The sequence below is a fragment of the Hyphomicrobiales bacterium genome (genome assembly GCA_017642935.1).
Lineage (GTDB): Bacteria > Pseudomonadota > Alphaproteobacteria > Rhizobiales > MH13 > MH13.
Map to the genome: position 1 here is coordinate 39,381 of JAEPOK010000003.1, position 21,647 is coordinate 61,027.

24 protein-coding genes are annotated in these 21,647 nt (G+C 61.0%); 7 read left to right on the plus strand and 17 right to left on the minus strand.

The features are described 5' to 3' along the window. Positions 1 to 6 precede the first annotated feature (6 nt). Entirely contained in the window at positions 7 to 1,008 is a 1,002-nt protein-coding gene (locus JJ917_16440; protein ID MBO6700417.1) for an oxidoreductase, read from the plus strand. A 19-nt stretch (positions 1,009 to 1,027) separates the two neighbouring features. Here JJ917_16440 and JJ917_16445 read toward each other — a convergent pair whose 3' ends face one another. The 7 genes from JJ917_16445 to JJ917_16475 all read right to left on the minus strand — a co-directional run bounded on the left by JJ917_16445 (position 1,028) and on the right by JJ917_16475 (position 6,262). Further along, positions 1,028 to 1,348 carry a hypothetical protein gene (locus tag JJ917_16445; protein MBO6700418.1) on the minus strand — a complete coding sequence of 107 codons (321 nt, stop codon included), beginning with the start codon at positions 1,346 to 1,348 and terminating at the stop codon, positions 1,028 to 1,030. A gap of 167 nt (positions 1,349 to 1,515) precedes the next feature. After that, complete coding sequence (locus JJ917_16450) at positions 1,516 to 2,523, minus strand: NAD regulator (GenBank protein ID MBO6700419.1); 1,008 nt, start codon at positions 2,521 to 2,523, stop codon at positions 1,516 to 1,518. Continuing rightward, entirely contained in the window at positions 2,516 to 3,058 is a 543-nt protein-coding gene (locus JJ917_16455) for a protein tyrosine phosphatase (protein MBO6700420.1), read from the minus strand. The genes JJ917_16450 and JJ917_16455 overlap by 8 nt, the downstream gene beginning before the upstream one ends. Positions 3,059 to 3,076: 18 nt before the next feature. After that, on the minus strand, positions 3,077 to 3,685 hold the full coding sequence (locus JJ917_16460; protein ID MBO6700421.1) for an HD family hydrolase: 609 nt from the start codon (positions 3,683 to 3,685) through the stop codon (positions 3,077 to 3,079). Positions 3,686 to 3,744: 59 nt separating this feature from the next. Beyond that, a complete protein-coding gene (locus JJ917_16465; GenBank protein ID MBO6700422.1) occupies positions 3,745 to 4,545 on the minus strand; it encodes a folate-binding protein YgfZ in 801 nt (266 codons plus the stop codon). A 54-nt stretch (positions 4,546 to 4,599) separates the two neighbouring features. Further along, a complete protein-coding gene (locus JJ917_16470) occupies positions 4,600 to 5,595 on the minus strand; it encodes a DUF3179 domain-containing protein (protein MBO6700423.1) in 996 nt (331 codons plus the stop codon). 148 nt (positions 5,596 to 5,743) lie between these two features. Further along, complete coding sequence (locus JJ917_16475) at positions 5,744 to 6,262, minus strand: hypothetical protein (protein MBO6700424.1); 519 nt, start codon at positions 6,260 to 6,262, stop codon at positions 5,744 to 5,746. A 133-nt stretch (positions 6,263 to 6,395) separates the two neighbouring features. Between JJ917_16475 and JJ917_16480 the strand changes: the two genes are divergently transcribed. Then, positions 6,396 to 7,121: an SOS response-associated peptidase gene (locus JJ917_16480; protein ID MBO6700425.1), complete on the plus strand. Its 726-nt coding sequence runs from the start codon at positions 6,396 to 6,398 to the stop codon at positions 7,119 to 7,121. Between the two features lie 64 nt (positions 7,122 to 7,185). On the opposite strand, the gene JJ917_16485 is transcribed toward JJ917_16480, so the two are convergent. After that, a complete protein-coding gene (locus tag JJ917_16485) occupies positions 7,186 to 8,604 on the minus strand; it encodes an FAD-binding oxidoreductase (GenBank protein ID MBO6700426.1) in 1,419 nt (472 codons plus the stop codon). 144 nt (positions 8,605 to 8,748) lie between these two features. On the opposite strand from JJ917_16485, the gene fabI reads away from it, so the two are divergent. The 5 genes from fabI to JJ917_16510 all read left to right on the plus strand — a co-directional run bounded on the left by fabI (position 8,749) and on the right by JJ917_16510 (position 13,063). Continuing rightward, positions 8,749 to 9,561, plus strand: coding sequence for an enoyl-ACP reductase FabI (gene fabI, locus JJ917_16490; protein ID MBO6700427.1), 813 nt, complete (start codon positions 8,749 to 8,751; stop codon positions 9,559 to 9,561). Between the two features lie 15 nt (positions 9,562 to 9,576). Continuing rightward, positions 9,577 to 10,179 (plus strand): histidine phosphatase family protein, encoded by a 603-nt coding sequence (locus tag JJ917_16495; GenBank protein ID MBO6700428.1) that lies wholly within the window; start codon positions 9,577 to 9,579, stop codon positions 10,177 to 10,179. Positions 10,180 to 10,301: 122 nt separating this feature from the next. Further along, positions 10,302 to 11,390, plus strand: coding sequence for a chorismate synthase (gene aroC / locus JJ917_16500; protein ID MBO6700429.1), 1,089 nt, complete (start codon positions 10,302 to 10,304; stop codon positions 11,388 to 11,390). A 59-nt stretch (positions 11,391 to 11,449) separates the two neighbouring features. Next, on the plus strand, positions 11,450 to 12,499 hold the full coding sequence (gene ribB, locus JJ917_16505; protein MBO6700430.1) for a 3,4-dihydroxy-2-butanone-4-phosphate synthase: 1,050 nt from the start codon (positions 11,450 to 11,452) through the stop codon (positions 12,497 to 12,499). 3 nt (positions 12,500 to 12,502) lie between these two features. Next, positions 12,503 to 13,063 carry a hypothetical protein gene (locus JJ917_16510; protein ID MBO6700431.1) on the plus strand — a complete coding sequence of 187 codons (561 nt, stop codon included), beginning with the start codon at positions 12,503 to 12,505 and terminating at the stop codon, positions 13,061 to 13,063. A gap of 132 nt (positions 13,064 to 13,195) precedes the next feature. Here the strand turns inward: JJ917_16510 and JJ917_16515 are convergent, their stop codons facing one another. From JJ917_16515 to JJ917_16555, 9 genes are all read right to left on the minus strand, one after another. Next, the gene (locus JJ917_16515) at positions 13,196 to 15,322 is read right to left on the minus strand and encodes a glycine--tRNA ligase subunit beta (GenBank protein MBO6700432.1); all 2,127 of its coding nucleotides are present in this window, start codon (positions 15,320 to 15,322) and stop codon (positions 13,196 to 13,198) included. A 48-nt stretch (positions 15,323 to 15,370) separates the two neighbouring features. Further along, complete coding sequence (locus tag JJ917_16520) at positions 15,371 to 15,754, minus strand: VOC family protein (GenBank protein MBO6700433.1); 384 nt, start codon at positions 15,752 to 15,754, stop codon at positions 15,371 to 15,373. A 21-nt stretch (positions 15,755 to 15,775) separates the two neighbouring features. Further along, positions 15,776 to 17,728 carry a DUF2207 domain-containing protein gene (locus JJ917_16525; protein ID MBO6700434.1) on the minus strand — a complete coding sequence of 651 codons (1,953 nt, stop codon included), beginning with the start codon at positions 17,726 to 17,728 and terminating at the stop codon, positions 15,776 to 15,778. Between the two features lie 45 nt (positions 17,729 to 17,773). After that, positions 17,774 to 18,331, minus strand: coding sequence for a LemA family protein (locus JJ917_16530; GenBank protein MBO6700435.1), 558 nt, complete (start codon positions 18,329 to 18,331; stop codon positions 17,774 to 17,776). Positions 18,332 to 18,346: 15 nt separating this feature from the next. After that, positions 18,347 to 19,297 (minus strand): glycine--tRNA ligase subunit alpha, encoded by a 951-nt coding sequence (locus JJ917_16535; protein MBO6700436.1) that lies wholly within the window; start codon positions 19,295 to 19,297, stop codon positions 18,347 to 18,349. A 126-nt stretch (positions 19,298 to 19,423) separates the two neighbouring features. Continuing rightward, positions 19,424 to 19,615 carry a hypothetical protein gene (locus JJ917_16540; GenBank protein MBO6700437.1) on the minus strand — a complete coding sequence of 64 codons (192 nt, stop codon included), beginning with the start codon at positions 19,613 to 19,615 and terminating at the stop codon, positions 19,424 to 19,426. A gap of 21 nt (positions 19,616 to 19,636) precedes the next feature. Continuing rightward, positions 19,637 to 20,497, minus strand: coding sequence for a S49 family peptidase (locus JJ917_16545; protein ID MBO6700438.1), 861 nt, complete (start codon positions 20,495 to 20,497; stop codon positions 19,637 to 19,639). A 17-nt stretch (positions 20,498 to 20,514) separates the two neighbouring features. Beyond that, a complete protein-coding gene (locus tag JJ917_16550) occupies positions 20,515 to 21,336 on the minus strand; it encodes a methyltransferase (GenBank protein ID MBO6700439.1) in 822 nt (273 codons plus the stop codon). Positions 21,337 to 21,339: 3 nt separating this feature from the next. Continuing rightward, positions 21,340 to 21,552: a DUF2007 domain-containing protein gene (locus JJ917_16555; protein ID MBO6700440.1), complete on the minus strand. Its 213-nt coding sequence runs from the start codon at positions 21,550 to 21,552 to the stop codon at positions 21,340 to 21,342. Positions 21,553 to 21,647: the final 95 nt, after the last annotated feature.

Below are 21,647 nucleotides of genomic sequence, written 5' to 3' on the forward strand. Positions count from 1 at the left end.
CCGACCATGAGCCTACCGACCGAGCCGTTCCGAGCGATCTGGATCACCAGCGACGATGGCAAACGCGCCAAGCCTGCCGTCGTCAACGAGATCACGCTTGATGATCTGATGCCCGGCGATGTGACGTTGAAAGTCACGCACACGACGGTGAACTTCAAAGACGGTTTGGCGATGACGGCAAAGGGGCCGATCGCGCGCAAGTTCCCGATGATCCCAGGCGTTGATATGGCCGGCACGGTGATTGCCTCAGAACGCGATGATTTCGCCGTGGGCGATGAGGTGATCCTCAACGGCTTCGGTGTTGGCGAAGGCCATATGGGTGCCTATGCCGACTACGCGCGCGTCTCCGGCGATTGGCTGATCCATCGCCCGGACGGGCTAACGGGCGCACAGGCCATGGCCATCGGCACGGCTGGCTACACGGCGATGCTCTGCGTCATGGCGCTCGACAAGGCAGGCGTTAAGCCGGACGACGGTCCGGTTCTGGTGACCGGATCAGCAGGCGGGGTCGGTTCCGTCGCCATCGCGATCCTTGCCAAGCGCGGCTATCACGTTGTCGCCTCCACCGGGCGTCCGGAGGAAGAGGACTATCTGAAAGGCTTGGGTGCGGCGGAAATCGTCGACCGAAACGAATTCAACAGTGATGTGCGTCCACTGGCTCGGGAAAAATGGGCGGGCGCCGTCGATGCGGTGGGTTCGAAGACCCTCGCCAACGTTCTCAGCCAAGTGAAATATGGCGGCGCTGTCGCGGCCTGCGGCCTGGCGCAAGGCGGTGATCTGCCGTCCTTCGTGCATCCATTCATTCTGCGCGCCGTGCAGTTGATTGGTGTGGAATCGGTGATGACCCCGATCTCAGTGCGCAAAGCGGCCTACGAACAGCTCGCCAAGGACCTCGACATGGCCAAGCTTGACGCCATGACCACACATATCGGCTTTGACGACTTGCTCGATGCCGGACAGCAGATCATGGACGGCAAAGTGCGCGGGCGGTTGGTCGCCACGCTTTAACGGGCTGCCTGGAAACGCTTTAGCGCACCAGTTCAGCAACATCGTTCACTGGCCGGTGAACGGCGCTGGTGCGCACCTCTTCTTCAGCCATCGTCAGAATCGTGGGTGTTTTGGTCTGCGCATAGCGCAGCATTTCCACGCGCTGCGCCAGATCATGGATCGGTGCGACCTCACCCTTGGTGTCGGACATCATCCAACCAGCCACCATGCCAGCCATCATGGCCGGTACGGCAACGCCCAGAAGTGTCTGCGCGTAGCGCTTGTAAAACCGCTTGGAACGGTGGGCGGGCAGCGCGTCATGGCGACGCCCTGTCCCGCCCATTTCTGTTAGCCCCTGCATTCAAACTCACCATTTTTGTTGCTTGGTGTTGATTGGCAGGTAGCACAGGCGAGTCGGAGAAACCGTTACCGATTGCGGCTTTCGCGTGGCAATTGCAAGGCATGCCAAACGGACCGTAAACGGGTTAATGAAGCTTTTTCAAGCATTTAACAGAAGGTTGAGGCGAGCTAACGCACCACTGGCTGGCCAAAACGCAGGCCTGCGGACGGCCGTTCGGCGATGACGTCGCGGCGGAAACGATAAAGCGCGGCCGGTCTGCCACCGGTCGCCTGGGTGGTGGCGCCGGTTGGCTCGACCAGGCCCGCATTGTCAACCAGGCGGCGGAAATTCTGCTTGTGCAGGCGACGCCCGGCAATCGCCTCGACCGCCGATTGCAGGCCGGTCAGCGTGAAGCTTTCCGGCATCAACTCAAAAACCACCGGGCGGTATTTCATTTTTCCACGCAGTCTTGCGATGGCGGTGGCGAGGATGCGGCGGTGGTCGAGCGCCATGGGTCGGCCGATGCTTTGCACATCCAGCGCGGTGGATTGGTCGCGACCATCGCGAGTGGCTTCCTGGGCAAGGCCCGCCTCATAAAGCAGTTCGTAGCGCTCCAGGACGCGTTCTTCGTCCCAGGCGAGATTCCCCTCACCGCCCTCACCGGGTGCATCGCCAAAGGCCAGCGCCACACGACGCGCGCGGCTGAGTGACCGACCCGGCGGTTCATCGCCACTCGCCTTGCCGAGCCAAGCATGGAGGGCTGGCAGAATGACCGTGTCCAGCATCGCCGGGCGGCCAGCGCGCCAATCCTCCCAGGGAAAGAACTGGTACCAGCTCTGCCAGGACCAAGGCGCGTCCTCACTCTCGCCAGCATCGTTGCGCGTCAGCGCCAGATAGCCGATCGACATAACGTGTGGCGCCGAGGATGGTGAAGTCGCGTGGCGGCCACGGTCGCCAAAGGTGTAGAGTTGCTCGATGTAGCCAAGCCGGAATCCGGTCTGGTCTTCCACGAAACCGCGCAGGCCAAGTTCCAGCGTCCGATGGCGCAGCGGCGCAAACGGCCCCGATGGCAAAGCGCTGCCATCGGTGTCTGGGTCGCGCGAGGGCACGGTGAGAATTGCCGGCGACCCACCGACCAGAGCGGTGACCGCAGCGGTCAGATCAATGCCAATGGTCTGATCGGCGACGCTAGCCATGGTCGTCAGCGGTATGGCCGACCGTTTCACCAACCGGAAGCGCGAACGGCTTGCCCTCATAGGCCATGGCGCCGCGCCCGATGGCGGCGATGGCATCCTTCATCGCGCCTTTGGCGCCCAATAATTCGTCGGCAAAGCTCACCATGCGGCCATTGGGCGTTGCCCAAGGCGCGCGGGCGCGCAAAAGGCGGGCAAGATCATAGGGATCGCTGTCGGGTGTCAGGGCGTGGGAGAGTATGTAACCGGCGGCCGTCGAGCGGCTGACGCCCGCCCAGCAATGCACCACCATCGGCGCTTTGCGATCCCAGCTTTGGCCGAACGCCAGGATTTTTTCCACATGGGCTGGGCTTGGCGGCACCAGGCCCTGCGCCGGGGCGGTGATGTCGTTGAACTCAAGGAAGAGGTGATTGTCTTCGGTGATGCTCTTGGGTCGGTCGACCTGCGTGCCGCCGCTGATCACGGTCAAGAGGTGCGACGCGCCAGTGCGGGCGACAACGTCGTGGATGGCGGCAAGCGAGCAGATGTAAAGCGTCATGAGGAAAGGCCTATCACGTTACGTGCGCGCCGTGGGAGGTTTTGGGCGCACTGCCAAATGGGCCAGATGGGCCGCAAACAGGTCGCCATGGCGGGTCAGGAAGGCCGTCTCTGCATCCAAGGCCGACATTGGCTGAAGGGTGATGGTGGCCAGCGAACCCGGTGGCTTACCGAACAGTTTTTCAGCCTCGTCGAGCGCAAAGCCAGCCAATTGCGAGGCTTCCAGAAAAGCCGACACGCTGTCGGCCTGCTTGATCAGTTTGTGCATCGGCACGGGCAGGCTTGCGGGCAGTTGGTGGCGCAGATGAATCGCGGCGGCAAGCCGAGCTTCGATGCTGCGATAGCCATCGCCGAGCAGCGCTTTGAACGGCGAAATCATATCGCCGATCACATATTCCGGTCCGTCATGGAGAAGTGCGGCGAGGCGCAGATCGGCGGGCGTTTCTTGCTCAAAGAGCACATCGACAAGGTCGACGACCAGCAGGCAATGCTGCGCCACCGAAAAAGCGTGATCGCCGATCGTCTGCCCGTTCCAACGGGCGACACGCGCCAGGCCATGGGCAATGTCTTCGATCTCGATATCAAGCGGTGACGGGTCGGCCAGGTCGAGCCTCCGGCCCGACAGCATGCGCTGCCAGACGCGCGCAGGCTGGTCAGATCGTGATATCTTGCGCGGCACGGCCGGTCCTACGTCGCCTCTGATTCCGTCTTAGGCTCAAGGCTGTAGGTGGCGTAGGGCGGCGGGGCAAGAGTGACCGGCGCGCCGCCGACTGTAAGCGCGCCTTTCAACTGGTCGATGCGCACGACGGCAACGCCTTGCGAGCCAGCAACCAAACGCACGGTCCCAACCTCGCGCTCACCGGCCATGACCGGCGCGCCCTGTTCCAGGCCATCACCACTCACCAGCACCGGACGGCGGCGGGCGGTGCCGCGATGTTTGACGCGGCTCACCACCTCCTGGCCGACGAAGCAGCCTTTGGCAAAAGAGACGGCGCTGGTGAAGTCGAGCGCCACATCATGCGGAAAGTCCTGATTGGCAAGTATCTCCGACGGGCCTTCCAAAACACCAAGCGACGCGCGAAGGGCATGGTAGGTTTCAACCGGTTCTGAGGCGTTTGCAGCGCCATAATGGCGGTGACCCATGTCCGGGTGGCGCGTGTCTTCAAGCCCGCCCGATCCACCGGCGTAAATGGGAAGGTCCGAGGGTGTGAGCGTCACCTTGGCCCGCAGCTTGTAGAGCGTCAGGCGTTTTGTGAGGTCGGTGATCTCGCTGGCATCGCATTCCAGCACGAAACCGTCCTCGTAGCGGCTGACCAAAAACGAGAACAGCAGCTTGCCCTGTGGCGTCAGTAGCGCCGAGCCGCGCGCCTCCCCGGCCTGCGGCAGGTCGGAGGTGATCAAACCTTCCAAAAAGTGCGCCGCGTCCTCGCCTTCAACGAGGAGCAGCGCACGATGGGGAAGCTGAGCAAGGGGCGTCTTGGGCGACATGGCGGCGGCACAACCGTGATGGAGGAAAAGGGTCTGCCACCGCAGATAAGCGCCTTACTGGACGATCTCAAGATCAGGTTCGAAGGCGTGAACGACGAAAGCGAACGTGACATCATGGACGACGGGTTCTCCATCCATGGTCACCGTGATGTTGCCGACGTCGCGGCCCTCGGCGATGATTTCATCGTCCAAGGCCGAGGCCTGGCCGGCAGCAAACGTGACGTCGATGCCGTCCTGGCTATAGCTTCCCTCTTCGGCGAGCTTGGCCGTGGACACGGCGAACTCGGTGTCGCCATGACGCACCATGACCACCCGTTGCAGCGGCGCGATGCCATCGGGAAACGGGCCATTGTAGAGGAAGGGCTGGGACGACGTGTCGTAACCGCGATAGGGGTTCATGCCATAGGGGCGACGGAACTGCGCCGGGTCTTCCAGCACCACGGCATCCGGGTGGGCTTCGGCAAACCGCTCCCAGCTGATCAATTGTGATGGCAGCATGGTGAGTTCGGTACCGGCGTAGGACCCGGTGATCGATTCGCCGGAGAATTGCTGCCACCAGCTGTCGGTCTGGCGATCATACATGACCAGATCGGAACGGCGCAGCTTGCCGGTTGTGCCGAAATCTAGGATCTCACCGTTCACATTGCGGTCGAAGACGATGGCGGCATTGCACAACGGGCAATAGGTGACCGAAACCGGCAAGCCGCCAACCTCATCATTGACGATCTCGTGGAATGTCATCACGCGCAACGGATAGGCGCGGGTTTCGCCATTGTGCGTGAAGCTCATCACCGGATCGAGCGGGCCGAGATGATCAACCTCGGAAACCGGCATGAAGCTTGGATTATCGATCGGCGGAATGCCATCGCGGCGCGGGCCGCCATCCATGATTTCTCCCAGATCGACGGTTGTTTGGGTGAAGTCGGTTGCCCAGCCTTCACGTTGCCAACGGTCGGGATTGGCAAAGGCTTGCGTTGCAACTGTCGCGGCGAGCGCGAGGCCAGCGACAAAAAGGGCGGATTTGACGAGCGCGGCACGCGGATCAGGCATCGCGCGCACCTTGGCAGATTCTTTGCGGAAAGACATGGCGGTCGAGCCTCCTTTTGGTGGCTCTTATAGTGCGGCGCCTGTGCGAGGGTTTCCACACACCGTTGATCAACTTGCCGCGAGCACCGAAAATTCTGCTCTTTGACCCGTGCTAGCTGAAAAGCTCGTCGACGGCGTCCTGCGCGCGCATCTTCGCTTCGTCCGTGGCCGGGCCGACCCTTGCCAGATCGTCGGTCGCGTTGATGATCGCGCTTGCCCGATCGATCGAGGGGCGCAGATCATTGACGATGGTCAGCATCAGCCTATCGGCCAGTGCCGGGTCCATCGGTGCGGCCATATCAACGCCGGAAAGCATGATCTGAATGTCGATGATCTGTTTATCGAGATCGGCAATGACGGCATCGAACCGCGCTTTGGTGCAGTCGGGCGCCGCCTGATAGGCCTCGATCGCCAAGGCCCTATCGGCGAAAACGGACTGCTCGAAATGCTCGGTATAGCCGCGCGGCTCCCACGCCACCACGTCAGCGATCATATCGGGCATATCCGGCACCATTTCCATCAGCATCACCACTTCGTTGAAATGGTTGAGGTAGTCCGTGGCCAGAAAACTGGACGGATTGATGTTGGCAGCAGCCAATGCATCGGGACTGAAAGGTGAAAGAGACAGCATCAAACGCGAATACTTGGTGACGACCAGAACCCACAACTTACGCGGGAATAGGTTACCAGAACCTTGTATGCTGGCCTTGTGCGTCGCTACGCCTGAGGCCACTCTGAGCAGCGGAGCAGAAGGGGACTAGGCGATGTGCGGGCGGTTTGTTTTGGCGGCGTCGAAAAACGCGCTTGGCGCGCTCTTCAAGATTATTGTCGATGGACCCTATGAGCCGCGCTACAACATCGCGCCAACGCAGCCTGTGCTCCACATCCACAAGTTCAGCGGCGAGGTGCGCGCCGACTATGCCCGTTGGGGCCTGATCCCTTCGTGGCACAAGGATCCGGAAAACGCGCAGCTTCTCATCAATGCACGCTCTGAAACGGTGTTGGAAAAACCATCCTTCAAGAACGCCATCCGCCACCGCCGCGTGCTTGTGCCAGCGACGCACTTTTATGAATGGCGCCGTGAGGGCAAGGCCAAACAACCCTATGCGGTGGAGCGCACACGGCCGGACGGCGAAGAGGGTCTTTTTGCCATGGCAGGGATTGTCGATGAATGGGCCGGCAAGGATGGCGAGGTTCTCTCGACCCTGGCGATCCTCACCCAGCAGGCCATCGGCGACATTGCCGACATCCACCACCGGATGCCGATGGTCGTGCCGCCAGAGCATTATGCCAGTTGGCTCGACTGCCGAACCGTCGATGCGCAGATGGCGCTAGAGCCGCTGCGCATAGCCCAGCTAGACGCCTGGCGGCTCTGGCCCGTGGATCGTGTGGTGAACCGCGCCGGCGTCGATGGCGCCCAGCTTCTGGAAAAGGTCGATTTGGAGACTGACCGGCCGCCAAAGCCCGACCCGCAAATGAGCCTGTTTTAGCCGTCGCCAGGGCGTGTCATCCCGGCCTTGAGCCGGGATTGCCTAAGCCGTCCGGGGTGGCACGTCATGGTTTTGCCAGAACCTTGCCCGGGTTCATGATGCCTTTGAGATCGATGGCATCTTTGAGCGTGCGCATCAGTGCCAAAGCCACAGGGTCTTTAACGCCAGGCAGCAAATCGCGCTTCGCCTGGCCGATGCCATGCTCAGCGGAAATCGAGCCGCCATAGCCCGTGGTGATGGCATGCACCCGTTCGTTCATCGCCTCATAGTTGGCCAGAAACGCGGCTCGGTCAGCGCCCTCGGGCTGTGAAACGTTGAAATGAATGTTGCCATCGCCCAGATGGCCGAACGGCACCGGTCGGCATCCGGGCACCATTTCGACGACGGCGGCGATGGCCTCATCGAGGAAATCAGCAACGGCGGCGACCGGCACCGACACATCGTGCTTGATCGACCCGCCTTCGGGTTTTTGCGCTTCAGAAAGCCCGTGGCGCATCGCCCAGAACATGTTCGCCTGCTCCAAAGACTGGGCGATCACCGCATCCTCGACCAATCCGTCTTCAAACGATGTTTCCATTGATTGCATCAATAGCGCTTCAGCATCGTCCTCGCCACGACCGGACGATATCTCCGCCAGCACATACCAAGCGTGTTCGCCCTCAAGCGGATCGCGCATGCCATCCATGTTGCGGGTGAGAAAATCGATGGCGATGCGCGGCATGATCTCAAAGGCTGTGAGCGAGGGCCCGGCCACCTCCTGCATCAAGGAGAACAGTTTTAGCGCCTCGTGGGGCGAGGCAACGCCGATCATCGCTGTGCGCATGCCCTTGGGCTTGGGAAAGAGTTTCAAGCTCGCGCCGGTGATCACACCAAGCGTGCCTTCGGCGCCAATAAACAGATGTTTCAGATCGTAGCCGGTGTTGTCTTTGCGCAGTTTCGACAACCCGTTCCAAAGCCGTCCATCGGGCAGCGCAACCTCCAGTCCGAGCACGAGATCACGCGTGTTGCCATAGGCCAAAACCCCTGTGCCACCGGCGTTTGTCGACAGATTCCCACCGATCATGCAGGAGCCTTCAGCGCCGAGCGACAGGGGAAAAAGGCGACCAGCCTTGTCGGCTTCCTCTTGCAGAGTTTGCAGGACCACGCCGGCATCGACTGTGATCACACCGCCCACCGGATCGACCTCGCGCACCCGGTTGAGCTTGGCCAGCGAGAGCAGGATGGCGTTGCCGGATTGATCGGGTGTTTGGCCGCCGACCAGACCGGTGTTGCCACCTTGCGGCACAACCGGGACACCGTTCTCATGGGCAAAGCGCAGCACCTGGCAGACCTCATCGACCGTGCGCGGCTGGACCACTGCGGCAGCCTTGCCGACATAACGATCACGCCATTCGTGCAGGAAGGGCGCCTGATCATCCGGGTCGGTGATCAGCGCCTGATCGCCCAGCATCTGCGTTAAATCCTTCACGGTATCGGCCAACATTTTCATCAATCTCCCGGGTTGCCACGTCCATGCTCAATCGGCAGGGCTTTTCCTGATCCAACTCCTAGGGTAAGAACCGCCGCACCGCCAGATCGGCGTATCCGCTCCCATTCTTCCACCTTTTCAATCAGAGGGTTATCCTTCGTGTCCGGTCCCATTCTGGAAGGCAAACGTGGCCTGATTCTCGGCCTTGCCAACAACCGCTCCATCGCTTGGGGCATTGCCAAGGCTTGCCGTGCGCACGGCGCGGAACTCGGTTTCACCTATCAGGGCGATGCGCTGAAGAAACGCGTTGAGCCGCTGGCGCAGGAGCTTGATGGCGAGGTTTTTGGCCATTGTGACGTGACTGATCCCGCCTCGATGGATGCGGTGATGGCCGCCGTTGAAGCCAAATGGGGCAAGCTTGATTTTCTGGTTCACGCGATCGCGTTCTCCGACAAGGATGAACTGACAGGGCGCTATGTCGATACAAGTGCGGAAAATTTCGACCGCTCGATGAACATCTCCGTCTACTCGTTCACCGCGCTGATGCAGCGCGCCGAAAAGCTGATGAGCGATGGCGGTTCGGCTTTGACGCTGACCTATTATGGCGCCGAACGCGTCATGCCGCATTACAATGTGATGGGCGTTGCCAAGGCCGCTCTGGAAGCATCTGTACGCTATCTTGCCGTTGATCTGGGTGGCCAGGGTATTCGTGTGAACGCGCTGTCTGCCGGCCCGATCAAGACATTGGCAGCCTCCGGCATCGGCGATTTCCGCTACATTTTGAAGTGGAACGAGTACAACTCGCCGCTGAAGAAAACCGTCTCCATCGACGAAGTTGGCGATGCGGCTGTATACCTGCTGTCACCGCTCTCACGGGGCGTGACGGGCGAAGTGCATCACGTGGATTCCGGCTATCACGTGGTCGGCATGAAGGCGGTCGATGCGCCTGATATTTCTGTCGTCAAAGACTGATAGACCTTTCGTGTGATCAGCCTTCCCCATCCGCTTATCTTCATTCGCCATGGCCAAACCGACTGGAACAAAGAAGGTCGGCTCCAGGGCGGCCAGGATATTCCGATCAACGACACCGGTGCCTGGCAGGCGACCCGCAATGGTCGTCGGCTAAAGGGCGTGTTCGAGGATGAAGCTTTCAGTCTGGAAGACTTCACTTTTGTCGCCTCGCCGCTCGGGCGTTGCATCCGCACGATGGGTCTGGTGCGTGAGGGCCTCGATCTTGATCCGGATGCAGGTTTTGACCGCGATGATCGCCTGAAGGAAATCACGTTCGGAGCCTGGGAAGGCAAGACGTTTGAGGAGTTGCAAGGCCTCGACGCCGAGGCTGTGACGACCCGCGAAGCCAACAAATGGAGCTTCGTGCCGCCAGGCGGTGAAAGCTACGAAATGCTTTCATCGCGCATGCGCCCCTGGCTGGAGAGCCTCGACCGGCCGACTATCGCTGTCTCGCACGGCGGGGTGTCGCGCGTGGTGCGCGGTCTTCTGTTCGATCTGGACAAGGACGAGATTCCCCGCCTCGATGTGCCGCAGGATAAAATCTACCTGGTGCAGGACGGTCAGGGTTTCTGGTTCTAGGCGAACTTGATGGGTTGAAGCCGATTGTCGGTTCTGGTGAGACAGATCGTCTTGGCCGCTACGTTTGACGGCCCTTCAGGCCCGGTGTAGCACCAGCGCACGACACTGCAATTTGGGCTTTCATGTCTCACAACAGTTTTGGACATTTGTTTCGCTTCACCAGTTTTGGTGAAAGCCACGGCCCGGCGCTCGGGTGTGTGGTGGATGGCTGTCCGCCGCTGATTCCGCTCACCGAAGCAGACATTCAGGGCGATCTGGATCGTCGCAAACCCGGCCAAAGCAAATACACCACCCAGCGCCGCGAGGCCGACCAAGTCAAAATCCTCTCTGGCGTGATGGTTGATGAGGATGGCGTTCAGAAGACCACGGGTACGCCGATTGGCCTGATGATCGAAAACACCGATCAACGCTCCAAAGACTATAGCGAGATCAAGACGCGCTACCGTCCCGGCCATGCCGATTACACCTATGATGCGAAATACGGCATCCGCGATTATCGCGGTGGCGGGCGGTCATCGGCCCGTGAAACCGCGGCGCGCGTGGCCGCTGGCGCCATCGCCCGCAAGGTGGTGTCCGGCATGACCATTCGTGGCGCGCTGGTGCAGATGGGCCCGCACAAGGTGAACCGCGAGGCCTGGGACTGGGATCAGGTCGGCCAGAACCCCTTTTTCTGCCCCGATGCCGGAACGGCCGCGCGCTGGGCGGACTATTTGGATGGCATCCGCAAGGATGGATCGTCGGTTGGCGCCGTGATCGAAGTAGTGGCGGAGAACGTGCCTGCCGGGCTTGGCGCGCCTGTTTATGGCAAGCTGGATGGCGACCTAGCCGCCGCGATGATGAGCATCAACGCCGTCAAAGGCGTTGAGATCGGCAATGGATTTGAAGCCGCCGCGATCACCGGCGAGGAAAACGCCGACGAGATGCGCATGGGCGAGGACGGAAAACCCGTTTTCCTCTCCAACAAGGCTGGCGGCGTGCTGGGCGGTATTTCGTCCGGCGAGCCGGTCGTGGTGCGGTTCGCTGTGAAACCAACCTCTTCTATTCTTACACCGCGCCAAAGCGTGACGCGCGAGGGCGAAGAGGTCGATGTGATGACCAAAGGCCGCCACGATCCGTGCGTTGGCATTCGTGCCGTGCCGGTCGGCGAAGCCATGATGGCGCTGGTGCTGGCCGATCACTTTTTGCGCCACAGAGGCCAAGTAGGAGCCTGATTTTGGACCGCGATTTGAGCCATGTGCAGGCCGCTATCGATGCTTTCAAGCATGGCGCGATGCTGGTCGTCACCGACGATGATGACCGCGAGAACGAGGGCGATCTGTTCGTCGCCGCCGAGTACTGCACGCCGGAAGCGATGGCCTTCATCGTGCGCCATACATCCGGCATCGTCTGCGCGCCGATGCCCCCGGCGAGCGCCAAGCGCCTGCGGCTCGACCCGATGGTGTCAGCCAATGACGCGCCGCTGGCAACCGCTTTCACGATCTCGGTTGATGTCAAACATGGGCTGACAACCGGCATCTCAGCTGAGGAACGCACCAACACCGTGCGCGCGCTCGCCAATGGCAATGTCGGCGCCGATGATTTCGTGCGCCCCGGCCATGTCTTTCCGTTGATCGCCCGCGAGGGCGGGGTATTGGTGCGCTCCGGTCATACCGAGGCGTGTGTTGATCTCTGCAAGCTGGCTGGGCTGGAGCCGGTCGGCGTGCTCGCCGAACTCGTCAACGATGATGGCACGGTGAAGCGCGGGCCACAGGTCGCAGACTTTGCCAAGGAGCATGATCTGATTTCGCTGTCCGTTGCCCATCTCATCGCCTGGCGGCAGAAATCCGAACGCCTGGTGAACCGGGTCGATGAGGCCGCCATCGACACCCGGCATGGACCAGCACGCGCCTACAGCTATGAGGTGCCGTTCGATGCCATGCAGCATTTGGCGGTGGTTTACGGCGATGTCGCCGGCGCGGAAAACGTGCCGGTTCGCCTCCATCTGGAGCAGGTGAGCGAGGATGTTTTCGGCGCCCACAGTCGGTTGGACGAGGTGATGGAGCGGTTGTCGCGCGAGGGCCGTGGCGTGATTGTTTATCTGCGCGAGGGCTCGGTTGGCGTCGCGCCGACCAGCGCCCGCCATGCCCGCTCGACGCAAGACATTGATGATGATCACCAGACCGCCAGCTTGCGCGCCAACCAATGGCGCGAGATTGGTCTGGGCGCACAAATCCTGCGGGATCTTGGCCTGACGTCGATACGGCTGTTGTCGAGCCAGAAACGCACCTATGTTGGCCTGGAAGGCTTTGGCCTAACGATCACCGACACGGAAATCTTCTAGATCATGGACGACCCGTTCAGCACCAGCGCGCCGACCCCTCGCTCCTTGGGCGTCAACTATCTGTCGGGGTCCGGCGACATGATGGCCTATGGCGGCATCGTGGTGGCGGCGCTCGGCGTGCTCGCCTTCTTCGTGCAGGGGCAGATGGTGTTCCTGATCATGGTGCCGATCGGGCTTGCCGTTTCGGCCTATTTCTATCCGCTGATCGAAAAAGGCGTTGTGCGCCTCGGCGCCGACGTCCGCGGGCTCTATTTCGAGCGGCTGGGCATCATTCCCTGGGCTGCCATCAAAAGTGTGCGGCATCAGCAAAAAGCGCTGCGCACGCTGCGCCTGCACATTTTGCACGTGGAACTGCGCGCCGCGCCGGAAACCGTGGTCACCGAACGCGATGATGTGCCGTTTTGGAAGATGTTTATGGCCAAGGCTTGGAAGCGCGACGGCAACACGATTTCCATCGACCTGCATCCGCTCGCCAAAGACCCGGTGAACCTTGTGGATCACCTGCTGGCCTTCCGTCCGGACCTCCTCAAAGAGGTTCAGGACGTGCGGGTAGAGTTGGGGTAGGTAATCCCCTGATGTCATCCCTGTGCTTGTCACAGGGATCCATTCCAGAGGCCGTTCGGCAATGTCTATAGCGCGGACCGTTTGCCGGAATGGATCCCCGCCACAAGGGCGAGGATGACGACGGAGAGTTAGTTAGCCCTCAATCTTCGACAGGTCGGCGATCGCGCCGATTTCGCGGCGCACGCCTTCCAGAAGCGCAAGACGGTTGGCGCGGACAGCTTCATCCTCGGCGTTCACCAGCACGGCATCGAAGAATGCATCAATCGGACCGCGCAGTGTCGCCAGCGCGTGCATGGCGGCCTCGAAATCACCCTTCTCGATGGCCTGATGCGAGGTCGTTGCTGTCGCCGCCAAGGCATCATTCAACACGCCTTCTTCAGGGTGGTCGAACAGCGAAGCATCGACAGAGTCTGCGACCGTGGTGCCCTTTTTCTCTTCCGCTGCAAGGATGTTAGCAGCACGGCGGTAACCAGCGAGAAGGTTCTGGCCATCGTCGGATTTCAGTAGCTTGGAGAGCGCTTCGGCGGCCTGAACGGTACGCAGGATATCGCCCTGCCCCGCAGACGCCGACGCATCGACGACATCATGATTGATGCCGTCGTCGCGCAAAGAAACTTTGAGGCGGTCTCGAACGAATCCAGCCAGATCATTCCACTGATCATCGCTGATGTTGAGGTGACCCGCAGCGAGGGAGCTGAGGCTAACCTCCAACCCGTTCTCGCGCACCAAGCGCACAACGCCCAAGGCGGCACGGCGTAGTGCATAGGGATCCTTGGAACCTGTGGGTTTTTCGTCGATGGCCCAAAAGCCGGTCAGCGTGTCGAGCTTGTCGGCCAGAGCCACGGACACGGCGACCAGATCAGTCGGTACAGAGTCCGACGGGCCCTGCGGTTTGTAGTGATCCTCAATCGCCGCGACGACACTCGCATGTTCGCCCTGAATTACGGCGTAGCGAGCGCCCATGAAGCCCTGAAGCTCAGGGAATTCGCCAACCACTTCGGTTTGAAGGTCGGCTTTCGCGAGTTTAGCGCCGCGCTCGGCGAGATCGGAGTCTGCGCCGATGGCCTCGGCGATTGTGCGCGACAGGGCGGCGATGCGAGCGATGCGCTCACCCTGCGTGCCGAGCTTGGCATGGAAGACCACATTCAACGCATCCAAACGCGCGGCGCGTTGATCGAGCGGCTTTGACAGGTCAAGGCCGAGTTTTTCGGCGCTGTCTTCCAGCGCATGCAGGTCCGGCAGGTTCGCCTGGTCGGTTTGCCAGAAATAGAGCGCGTCGGAGAGGCGCGCGGCAATCACCCGCTCATTGCCTTCCACCACGGCCACGCCGCCATCTTCGGGTACGATATTGGACGTCAGAAGAAACTTGTTGGCCAGATCACCCGTCGCGGGATCACGCAGCACGAAGCATTTTTGGTTGGCGCGGATGGTGGCGCGGATCACCGCGTCGGGGATCTGCAAGAACGCTTCATCGAACGAACCCATCATGACCACGGGCCATTCGACGAGCCCCGCCACTTCGTCCAGCAAGCCAGGGTCTTCAACCAGTTCCAACCCCTGCGCGAAGGCGAGGTTTTTCGCTTCGGTCTCGATGATCGCCTTGCGACGCTCGGTGTCGAGCACGACTTTGGCGGTTTCCAGCTTGGTCTGGTAATCGTCGAGACGGCGCACAGCAAAACGGTCTGGCGCGTGGAAACGGTGGCCTTCAGTGGTGTTGCTTGCTGTGATGCCGCCCACCTCGACGGGGATCACAACAGGGTCTTCGGTTTCCGGGCCAAAGGTGCAGAGGATGGAATGCAGCGGGCGCACCCAGCGCAACGAACCCGAGCCCCAGCGCATCGATTTTGGCCAGGGGAAGGTCTCAACGACCTCCTTCACCGCTTCGGAGATAATATCTTCGGCGGCGCGGCCTGGCTTGACGATTTTGGCGACGTAGAACGCGCCCTTCTTCGGGTCCTCCACCGTCTCTGCCTCGTCGATGGAGGCAAGACCGGCACCGCGCACAAAGCCTTCGATGGCTTTGTCGGGCGCACCGACGCGCGGTCCCTTGCGTTCTTCTTTTACGTCAGGCGATCGGGTGGGAATGCCGGCCACATGCAGCGCCAGGCGGCGCGGCGTGACGAAGGCTTTGGCGCCTTCATAGACCAGTCCGGCATCGACCAGGCGGTTGGTGATGCCTTTCTTCAAATCCTCGGCGGCGCGCTGTTGCATGCGCGCGGGGATTTCTTCTGAAAACAGTTCAAGTAGCAGGTCGGGCATGAGGGGATCGCTTAAGGGCTGGGCCGGTTCAGGTCATTCCAGAACGAGTTATTCCAGATCTTGGCCAAACGCGATGTCATGGCCATCCAGGTCCTGAATGCCGAATTCGAGAACGTTGTAGGGTTGCTGGCACAGCGTGTAATCGATCTTTGCGCCGCTTGCTACAAATTCCTCATAGAGCGCCTTGGCATCGTCGACCCAAAAGTAAGCGTTCCACATTTTGTCGACCACTTTCCAGTGCGGCACGATTTCGTGATCGTCCGGCGCCTGGGAAAGCATCACAAAGCAACTGTCACGCCGACCGATGGCAAAGGTGGGTTTCGGATCACCATAGGGACGCAGCTTGAAACCCAGCGCCTCGCGCCAATAGGCCATCGAAGCCTCGATGTCCTTGGCCAAAAGGACCGGCGCCTGTTCAAGCAGCTTGGCCATTCCAATCTCCTTGTGCGGTTTCTACCAGCCGCCGCCGCCTCCGCCGCCGCCACCTCCACCCGATGAGCCACCCCCGCCGCCCGACGATCCGGACGATTTGGGCATCGAGGATGCGTAGGCCGCGCCGATGGTGGACGCGATGGCTGTTGTTGAAGCAGCGATCGACCCTGGGTTAAAGGTGGACCCGCGATAGTAGCCAGGCCGGTAGGATGGGCGATCAGCTGGCGCCATTTTGGCAAGGTGGGATTCCAAGGCTTCAGACCAGGGTTTTTCGACGCCCAGCGCAATGGCGTAGGGCAGAAAGCGCTCAAACAGCTCCAGCGAGAAATCAGGGGCGTCGACCATGTTCATCCGTTCGGCTTCAGCAACGGAAAGGTAGAGGCGGAAACCCTCGATCTCCTCCATCAACTTCTGGCCTTCAAGCGTCGGCGCGAACATCAAGATGGCGAAGGTGGCAATGGTGGCGCCCATGGCGAAGGCGACCAACATCGTCAGCTGCAAAGCCCAACCAGACGCGAACTCACTGGCGGGCGATGTGTGAAAAACGAACATTAGGATGGCAATCACGCCGAGCGCCGTCACCGAAAAGGCAAAAGCAGCAAAGCCATGAATCTGTGGTGCGCGTCCGGTGAAGCGCGCATAGGCTTTGGTGAGCGTAAGACCCACAATCGCGCCACCAAGGAAGTGGAAGATCACGCCGACAACCAGGACTTCGGTTCCAGGGAAGAGCACCAGGAACAGAAACAGGCTGATGACCGCGATGACCACGCCGAGTATCGTGTAGCCAGGATTATGCTTGAAGTATTTGCCGCCGAATTCCTGGCTGATGCTGGCACGAAAGCTCGATGTGGCGCCCATCAACCGGCGTGCATTGGAGCGGTTGAAGGTCAGCGCATCGTTGGACCCCAAGAGCCCACGCATCAGCGCCCGCTCGCCAGGTGGCAGTTCACCATCGGATGGTGATCCCGGTTCGTCGGTTCGGCGCACGGTGACGGTGTTGTCCTGCTCGTCGATCGACAGTTTGCCGCGCGTGCCCAGCGACACCAAGGCTGCCATGAAGCTTTTGCCGGCATTGCCGCCTTTATGGCCGCGGTAATAGACCCAGCTCAACGCCGCCGGCGATAGCCCACGCGGCGGCTCAAAACGCGGGAAAACGACGCCGCGCTGCGGGTCGCGGCCAACCTTCATCCAGCTTGTCAGCATATAGACGAACACCAGAACCGCGCCGATCAGTATCGCCGCAATACCGGCATTGTCGCGCACGGCTTTGAACTGTAAGGCGCCACTCGACGGCTCTTCGATCAGGCCTTTCTGGAACGAGACGGCAACGGTCAGCCCTTCGCGTGCCGCCAGCGTGCTGGTGGTTTCAAAGCGCACCGTGGTCGGGCCGACAATGCTGGCGCGGGCATTGTTCTTGGTCGATCCGAAGCGGCCGGTGAAACTTGCCGTGTTGATGATGTCCGCGCCAGGCGGCAGTTGGATCGTGGCGACGGCGCGCTCGATGGGAAACGACCAGAAATTGCCGGTGGCGTTCCAATAGACCTCATCGAAATCCTCGAAGAACCCCATCTGGTGGCGTGATCGATAGATGATCTCATAGGTGTAGACCGCGGGCGGAATCCAGACGTCCGCGCTACCGATGAAAAGGCGTGTCCCGCCTTCGATCGGCTCTTCATGATGGGGTTCATCGACGCCATCGCGGGTGACCGACATCACCTCAAACGTGGTGCGATCGACCAGACCAGACGGCAGGCGGCGAACCGTGGGAAAATCGCGGAAGATACCGCGCCTGATCTCGAAACCCTCGGCGCGCACGGTGATGCGTTCGGTGACGATGAAATCGCCGTCGATTTCCACATCGATCAGCGTCTCATAGGTGAGGATTTCCTCGCGCGCTTCTGCCTGCGCAACGAATCCAGCGGGCGTTATCGCCCAGGCAGCGGCCAAAAGGAGGAAGGCAAGAAAGCGCATCATGCTCATACGTGTCCCATTGCCTTTGCCAATGCCATCACACTGCGGCTAACTGAAGGACACCTGCGGCGCGGCGCGGTCCGCCGGGTCTTCCAGCTCGAAATATTCAGCCTGCTGGAAGCGGAACTGGTTGGCCACCAGGTTGGACGGGAACTGCTCAACCTGCGTGTTGAAGCCGCGCACCGCGCCATTGTAATAGCGCCGCGCCAGTTGCAGCTTGTCCTCGGTTTCTTCCAGCGCGTCCTGGAATTCCTTGAAATTGGTCGAGGCCTTGAGGTCCGGATAGGCTTCGGCCACCGCCATCAATCGGCCAAGGGCTGCGCCAAGAAGGCTTTCAACACCGGCACGCTCGGCCGGGTGTTCATCACCAACGGCTTGGGCACGGGCGCGCAACGCGGTGACATTTTCCAGCACCTCTTTTTCGTGGCCCATATAGCCTTTGACCGTCTCCAACAGGTTGGGGATGAGATCGGAGCGGCGCTGAAGCTGGACGGATATGCCGGACCAGCCCTCGCGCACCATCTGCCGGCTTTTCACCAGCGCGTTGTAAACCACGATGCCGTAGCCGACGACCGCGATGATGAGCGCAAAGATGATCCATTCCATGGGGCTGTTCCTTCTCTAGGCCGCCTTGTCGGGCGCTGTATCAGCGGTGAGCGCGCCGCCGGCACGGGTGTTAAGCCAGGCCGCGCCGCAGGCTTTGGCCAGTTCGCGCACCTTAAGAATGTAGGACTGGCGTTCTGTAACGGAGATCACACCACGCGCATCGAGCAGGTTGAAAATGTGGCTCGCCTTGATGCACTGATCGTAGGCTGGCAGCACGATGGTGTTGGCGCCGTCACCGTCCGGCGATCCCGCCGCGAGGATGGCGCGGCATTCGGCTTCGGCCTCCTCAAAATGCTTGAAAAGCGCGGCGGTGTTGGCGACTTCAAAATTGTAGCGGGAATACTCCTCCTCGGCCTGCAAGAAGACGTCGCCATAGGTGACCTTGTCGGCGCCTTCGCGGCCATTGAAGTTGAGGTCGTAGACGTTTTCTACGCCCTGGACGTACATGGCGATGCGCTCAAGACCGTAGGTCAGTTCGCCGGAGACCGGGTTGCACTCTTGGCCGCAGACCTGCTGGAAATAGGTGAATTGCGAAACCTCCATGCCGTCGCACCAGCATTCCCAACCCAGACCCCACGCGCCCAGCGTCGGGCTTTCCCAGTCGTCCTCGACGAAACGGATGTCATGCGTCGCGCTGTCGAGCCCGATGGCTGCAAGCGAACGCAGGTACAGATCCTGCAGATCCGGCGGGCTCGGCTTCAGGATCACCTGATACTGGTAGTAATGCTGTAGACGATTGGGGTTTTCGCCGTAACGGCCATCCTTCGGGCGACGCGAAGGCTGCACATAGGCGGCCTTCCAGGGCAGCGGCCCCAGCGCGCGCAGTGTGGTGGCGGGATGGAAGGTGCCGGCACCCATCTCCATGTCGTAGGGCTGAAGGATCGCGCACCCCTGGTCGGCCCAGAACTGCTGCAAGGTCAGGATCAGCCCCTGAAAGGAGCGTTTGGGATCATTGTGGGAGGACATAAGGCCGCCTGCAAAAACATCAGAAAAATCTGACTATCTCGTAGGCAGGTGGGTTTACCGGGTCAAGCACGGAGACCATAGAGGCGTCGTCCTGTGCCTGTCACGGGGATGACGCCTCATGTCGCACTAACTGTCGTCAGCGGGGCGGTACGTGCCCGTGGCTTCGTCCTTCTCAAGCCGCTGGGCGGCTTTGCGCTCACGAGGCGCCGAACGTTGGGCTTCCAGGTTCTGATTGACGCGCTTCCACTCGCGGCGGGCGACGCGGAACACGACCAAGCCACCAAGGGCGATAACAGCGGCACCCAAAAGCGTTGGCATATTGTCCCCTCCCTTATGATCCTACAGCCCGAAACGCTGCCAGTGAACGCGCTCTTCGATGCTTGAGAGCAATCCGTCCACCAAACCGTCGGCTAGCACACTCGGGTTGGCGCCAAAGGCCGGAGCCTGACTGCGAAAAAGGCCGAACAGACCACGCTTTTGCATCGGAATGCCGACCAACTTCACCTTGTCACCAAAGCGGGCCTTCATGGCTTGGTCAAGATTTTCGACGCGGTCGGCCAGGCCCAGCTCCACTGCCTTGCCGCCAGCCCAAAACTCGCCGGTGAAGAGGCTTGTGTTTTCCGCATCGATGCGGCCCTCACGTCGGGTTTTGACGAGGCCGACGAAACCGTCGTGAATGTCCTTCTGAATGGCCTTCAGCCGCTTGATATCGTCAGCTTTTTCCGGGCTGAACGGATCAAGAGCCAGCTTTTTCTCGCCGGCCGTGTAGACGCGGCGCTCTACTCCCCAGCGTTCGATGACACGGTCGAGACCGAAGCCAGCGGATATGACGCCGATGGAGCCAAGGATCGAGCTTTCATCGCAGAGGATTTCATCGCCCGCGCAGGCAAGCATGTAACCGCCGGAGGCACCGACATCTTCGACAAAGACCACGACCTCTTTTTCTTTTTCCGCCGCCAGCTTGCGAATGCGATCATGAATGAGCCGCGACTGCACTGGCGAGCCGCCGGGCGAGTTGATCGAAATGGCAACCACCGGGCCATCAAAGGAGAAGAGTTTCTTGAGCGGTCCGGCGGCGGATGCCAGCGTCAATCCGCGCGAGAACCGGCCCGTTTCTCCCCCGATCACGCCGGTGAGACGCAGGACAGGGACGAGCGGGGTTTTCGAACGCAGGGCTTTAGGAAGGAAACGGCGGAACATGAAGAGCCTTTGTGTTGCTATCTGCGTTCCACATGGTGCGAGGAACCGGCTGGCGCAAGAGTTTCGCCATTTGGCGCATCGCCCTTAAGCGCGATGCTCGCCGTCCCATCCAGGATCGCACGCGCCTCAGCAGTGTAGCTGCCATCCTCGTTATGCACCACCAGCCCAGGCAGGAGGCGTGGCGGTGTCTTGCGACCCTTGATGGCGCGGATCAACACGCGCTCTGCCGGCACGCCGCTACGCGGGTGAAGGCCGAGGACCGAAACCGCGCCGAACCGGCCCTTAAACGCCGCCAAGACGTCCATCAGACCATCGGCGGCGAAGATCAGAGTCAGCGATCCACCGGGCTTCAAGACGCTGGCGGCGGTGCGCATCCAACCGTCCAGATCGCTGTCGCTGACGACATGGGCGGTCTCTTTGGCCGGGTTGGAGCGCACGTGTCCCGCCCTGCGATAGGGCGGGTTGGACAGAACATGGTCGAAAGCAGCGCGCTGCAACCCGCAGGCGATGCGCTTGGGTTCAGCGCTCAGAAGATCAACCTCCAACACCTTCATGCGCGCCGCGAGGGTTGGATTGCGCTCCAGCGATTTGGCGCAGCAAGCGAGCATCTGCTGGTCGCGCTCGGCCAGGGCAATCTCGGCCTCGGGGTTCAAATGGCTCGCCATTAGTCCGACGGCGCCAGCGCCAGCACCCATATCCAAGATGCGACCAGAGGCGCCGCGCAATGTCGCCGCCAGAAACACAGCGTCCGAGCCGGAGCGATGCGCGTCTGTTGCCGGCTGCACCAGCATCACCTGGCCGCCAAGAAACGCATCGGTTGTCGTTGGAAATTCTGCCACCGTTCAGACCGGCATGATGCCTGCTTCGGTCAGCACGCGTTCAGCCTGCGCCTTGCTGTCGGCATCGACCATCACCCGGCGCGGCAGAACGCCGATCGAGCCTTCCAGGATCGACATATGCTCGTCAGCGATGAAGTAGACGATGTCGAACTCCTTCAGCACCGCCTCGGTGGCGGAAATCAACACCATGTCGTTGGTTCGGAAAAGTTCGATCATCGGCTGTCCCCTTGGTCCCTTTCACCTGACGCTATTTGATGGCCAAGACAAGTCCCTGGGCGGTCGTCGGCCAAAGCCGATGGGGGCGTGACCGT

Bases quoted from the DNA above. Each gene is read 5' to 3' on its own strand.
- JJ917_16510 (MBO6700431.1), top strand. From the start codon at position 12,503: ATGGACGACCCGTTCAGCACCAGCGCGCCGACCCCTCGCTCCTTGGGC.
- JJ917_16515 (MBO6700432.1), bottom strand. From the start codon at position 15,322: ATGCCCGACCTGCTACTTGAACTGTTTTCAGAAGAAATCCCCGCGCGC.
- JJ917_16475 (MBO6700424.1), bottom strand. From the start codon at position 6,262: ATGCTGTCTCTTTCACCTTTCAGTCCCGATGCATTGGCTGCTGCCAAC.
- JJ917_16450 (MBO6700419.1), bottom strand. From the start codon at position 2,523: ATGGCTAGCGTCGCCGATCAGACCATTGGCATTGATCTGACCGCTGCG.
- JJ917_16535 (MBO6700436.1), bottom strand. From the start codon at position 19,297: ATGTCCTCCCACAATGATCCCAAACGCTCCTTTCAGGGGCTGATCCTG.
- JJ917_16525 (MBO6700434.1), bottom strand. From the start codon at position 17,728: ATGATGCGCTTTCTTGCCTTCCTCCTTTTGGCCGCTGCCTGGGCGATA.
- JJ917_16545 (MBO6700438.1), bottom strand. From the start codon at position 20,497: ATGTTCCGCCGTTTCCTTCCTAAAGCCCTGCGTTCGAAAACCCCGCTC.
- JJ917_16555 (MBO6700440.1), bottom strand. From the start codon at position 21,552: ATGATCGAACTTTTCCGAACCAACGACATGGTGTTGATTTCCGCCACC.
- JJ917_16470 (MBO6700423.1), bottom strand. From the start codon at position 5,595: ATGCCTGATCCGCGTGCCGCGCTCGTCAAATCCGCCCTTTTTGTCGCT.
- JJ917_16460 (MBO6700421.1), bottom strand. From the start codon at position 3,685: ATGCTGTCGGGCCGGAGGCTCGACCTGGCCGACCCGTCACCGCTTGAT.
- JJ917_16445 (MBO6700418.1), bottom strand. From the start codon at position 1,348: ATGCAGGGGCTAACAGAAATGGGCGGGACAGGGCGTCGCCATGACGCG.
- JJ917_16530 (MBO6700435.1), bottom strand. From the start codon at position 18,331: ATGGAATGGATCATCTTTGCGCTCATCATCGCGGTCGTCGGCTACGGC.
- JJ917_16455 (MBO6700420.1), bottom strand. From the start codon at position 3,058: ATGACGCTTTACATCTGCTCGCTTGCCGCCATCCACGACGTTGTCGCC.
- JJ917_16465 (MBO6700422.1), bottom strand. From the start codon at position 4,545: ATGTCGCCCAAGACGCCCCTTGCTCAGCTTCCCCATCGTGCGCTGCTC.
- JJ917_16540 (MBO6700437.1), bottom strand. From the start codon at position 19,615: ATGCCAACGCTTTTGGGTGCCGCTGTTATCGCCCTTGGTGGCTTGGTC.
- JJ917_16440 (MBO6700417.1), top strand. From the start codon at position 7: ATGAGCCTACCGACCGAGCCGTTCCGAGCGATCTGGATCACCAGCGAC.
- JJ917_16485 (MBO6700426.1), bottom strand. From the start codon at position 8,604: ATGTTGGCCGATACCGTGAAGGATTTAACGCAGATGCTGGGCGATCAG.
- JJ917_16480 (MBO6700425.1), top strand. From the start codon at position 6,396: ATGTGCGGGCGGTTTGTTTTGGCGGCGTCGAAAAACGCGCTTGGCGCG.
- JJ917_16520 (MBO6700433.1), bottom strand. From the start codon at position 15,754: ATGGCCAAGCTGCTTGAACAGGCGCCGGTCCTTTTGGCCAAGGACATC.
- ribB (MBO6700430.1), top strand. From the start codon at position 11,450: ATGCTGGTCGTCACCGACGATGATGACCGCGAGAACGAGGGCGATCTG.
- aroC (MBO6700429.1), top strand. From the start codon at position 10,302: ATGTCTCACAACAGTTTTGGACATTTGTTTCGCTTCACCAGTTTTGGT.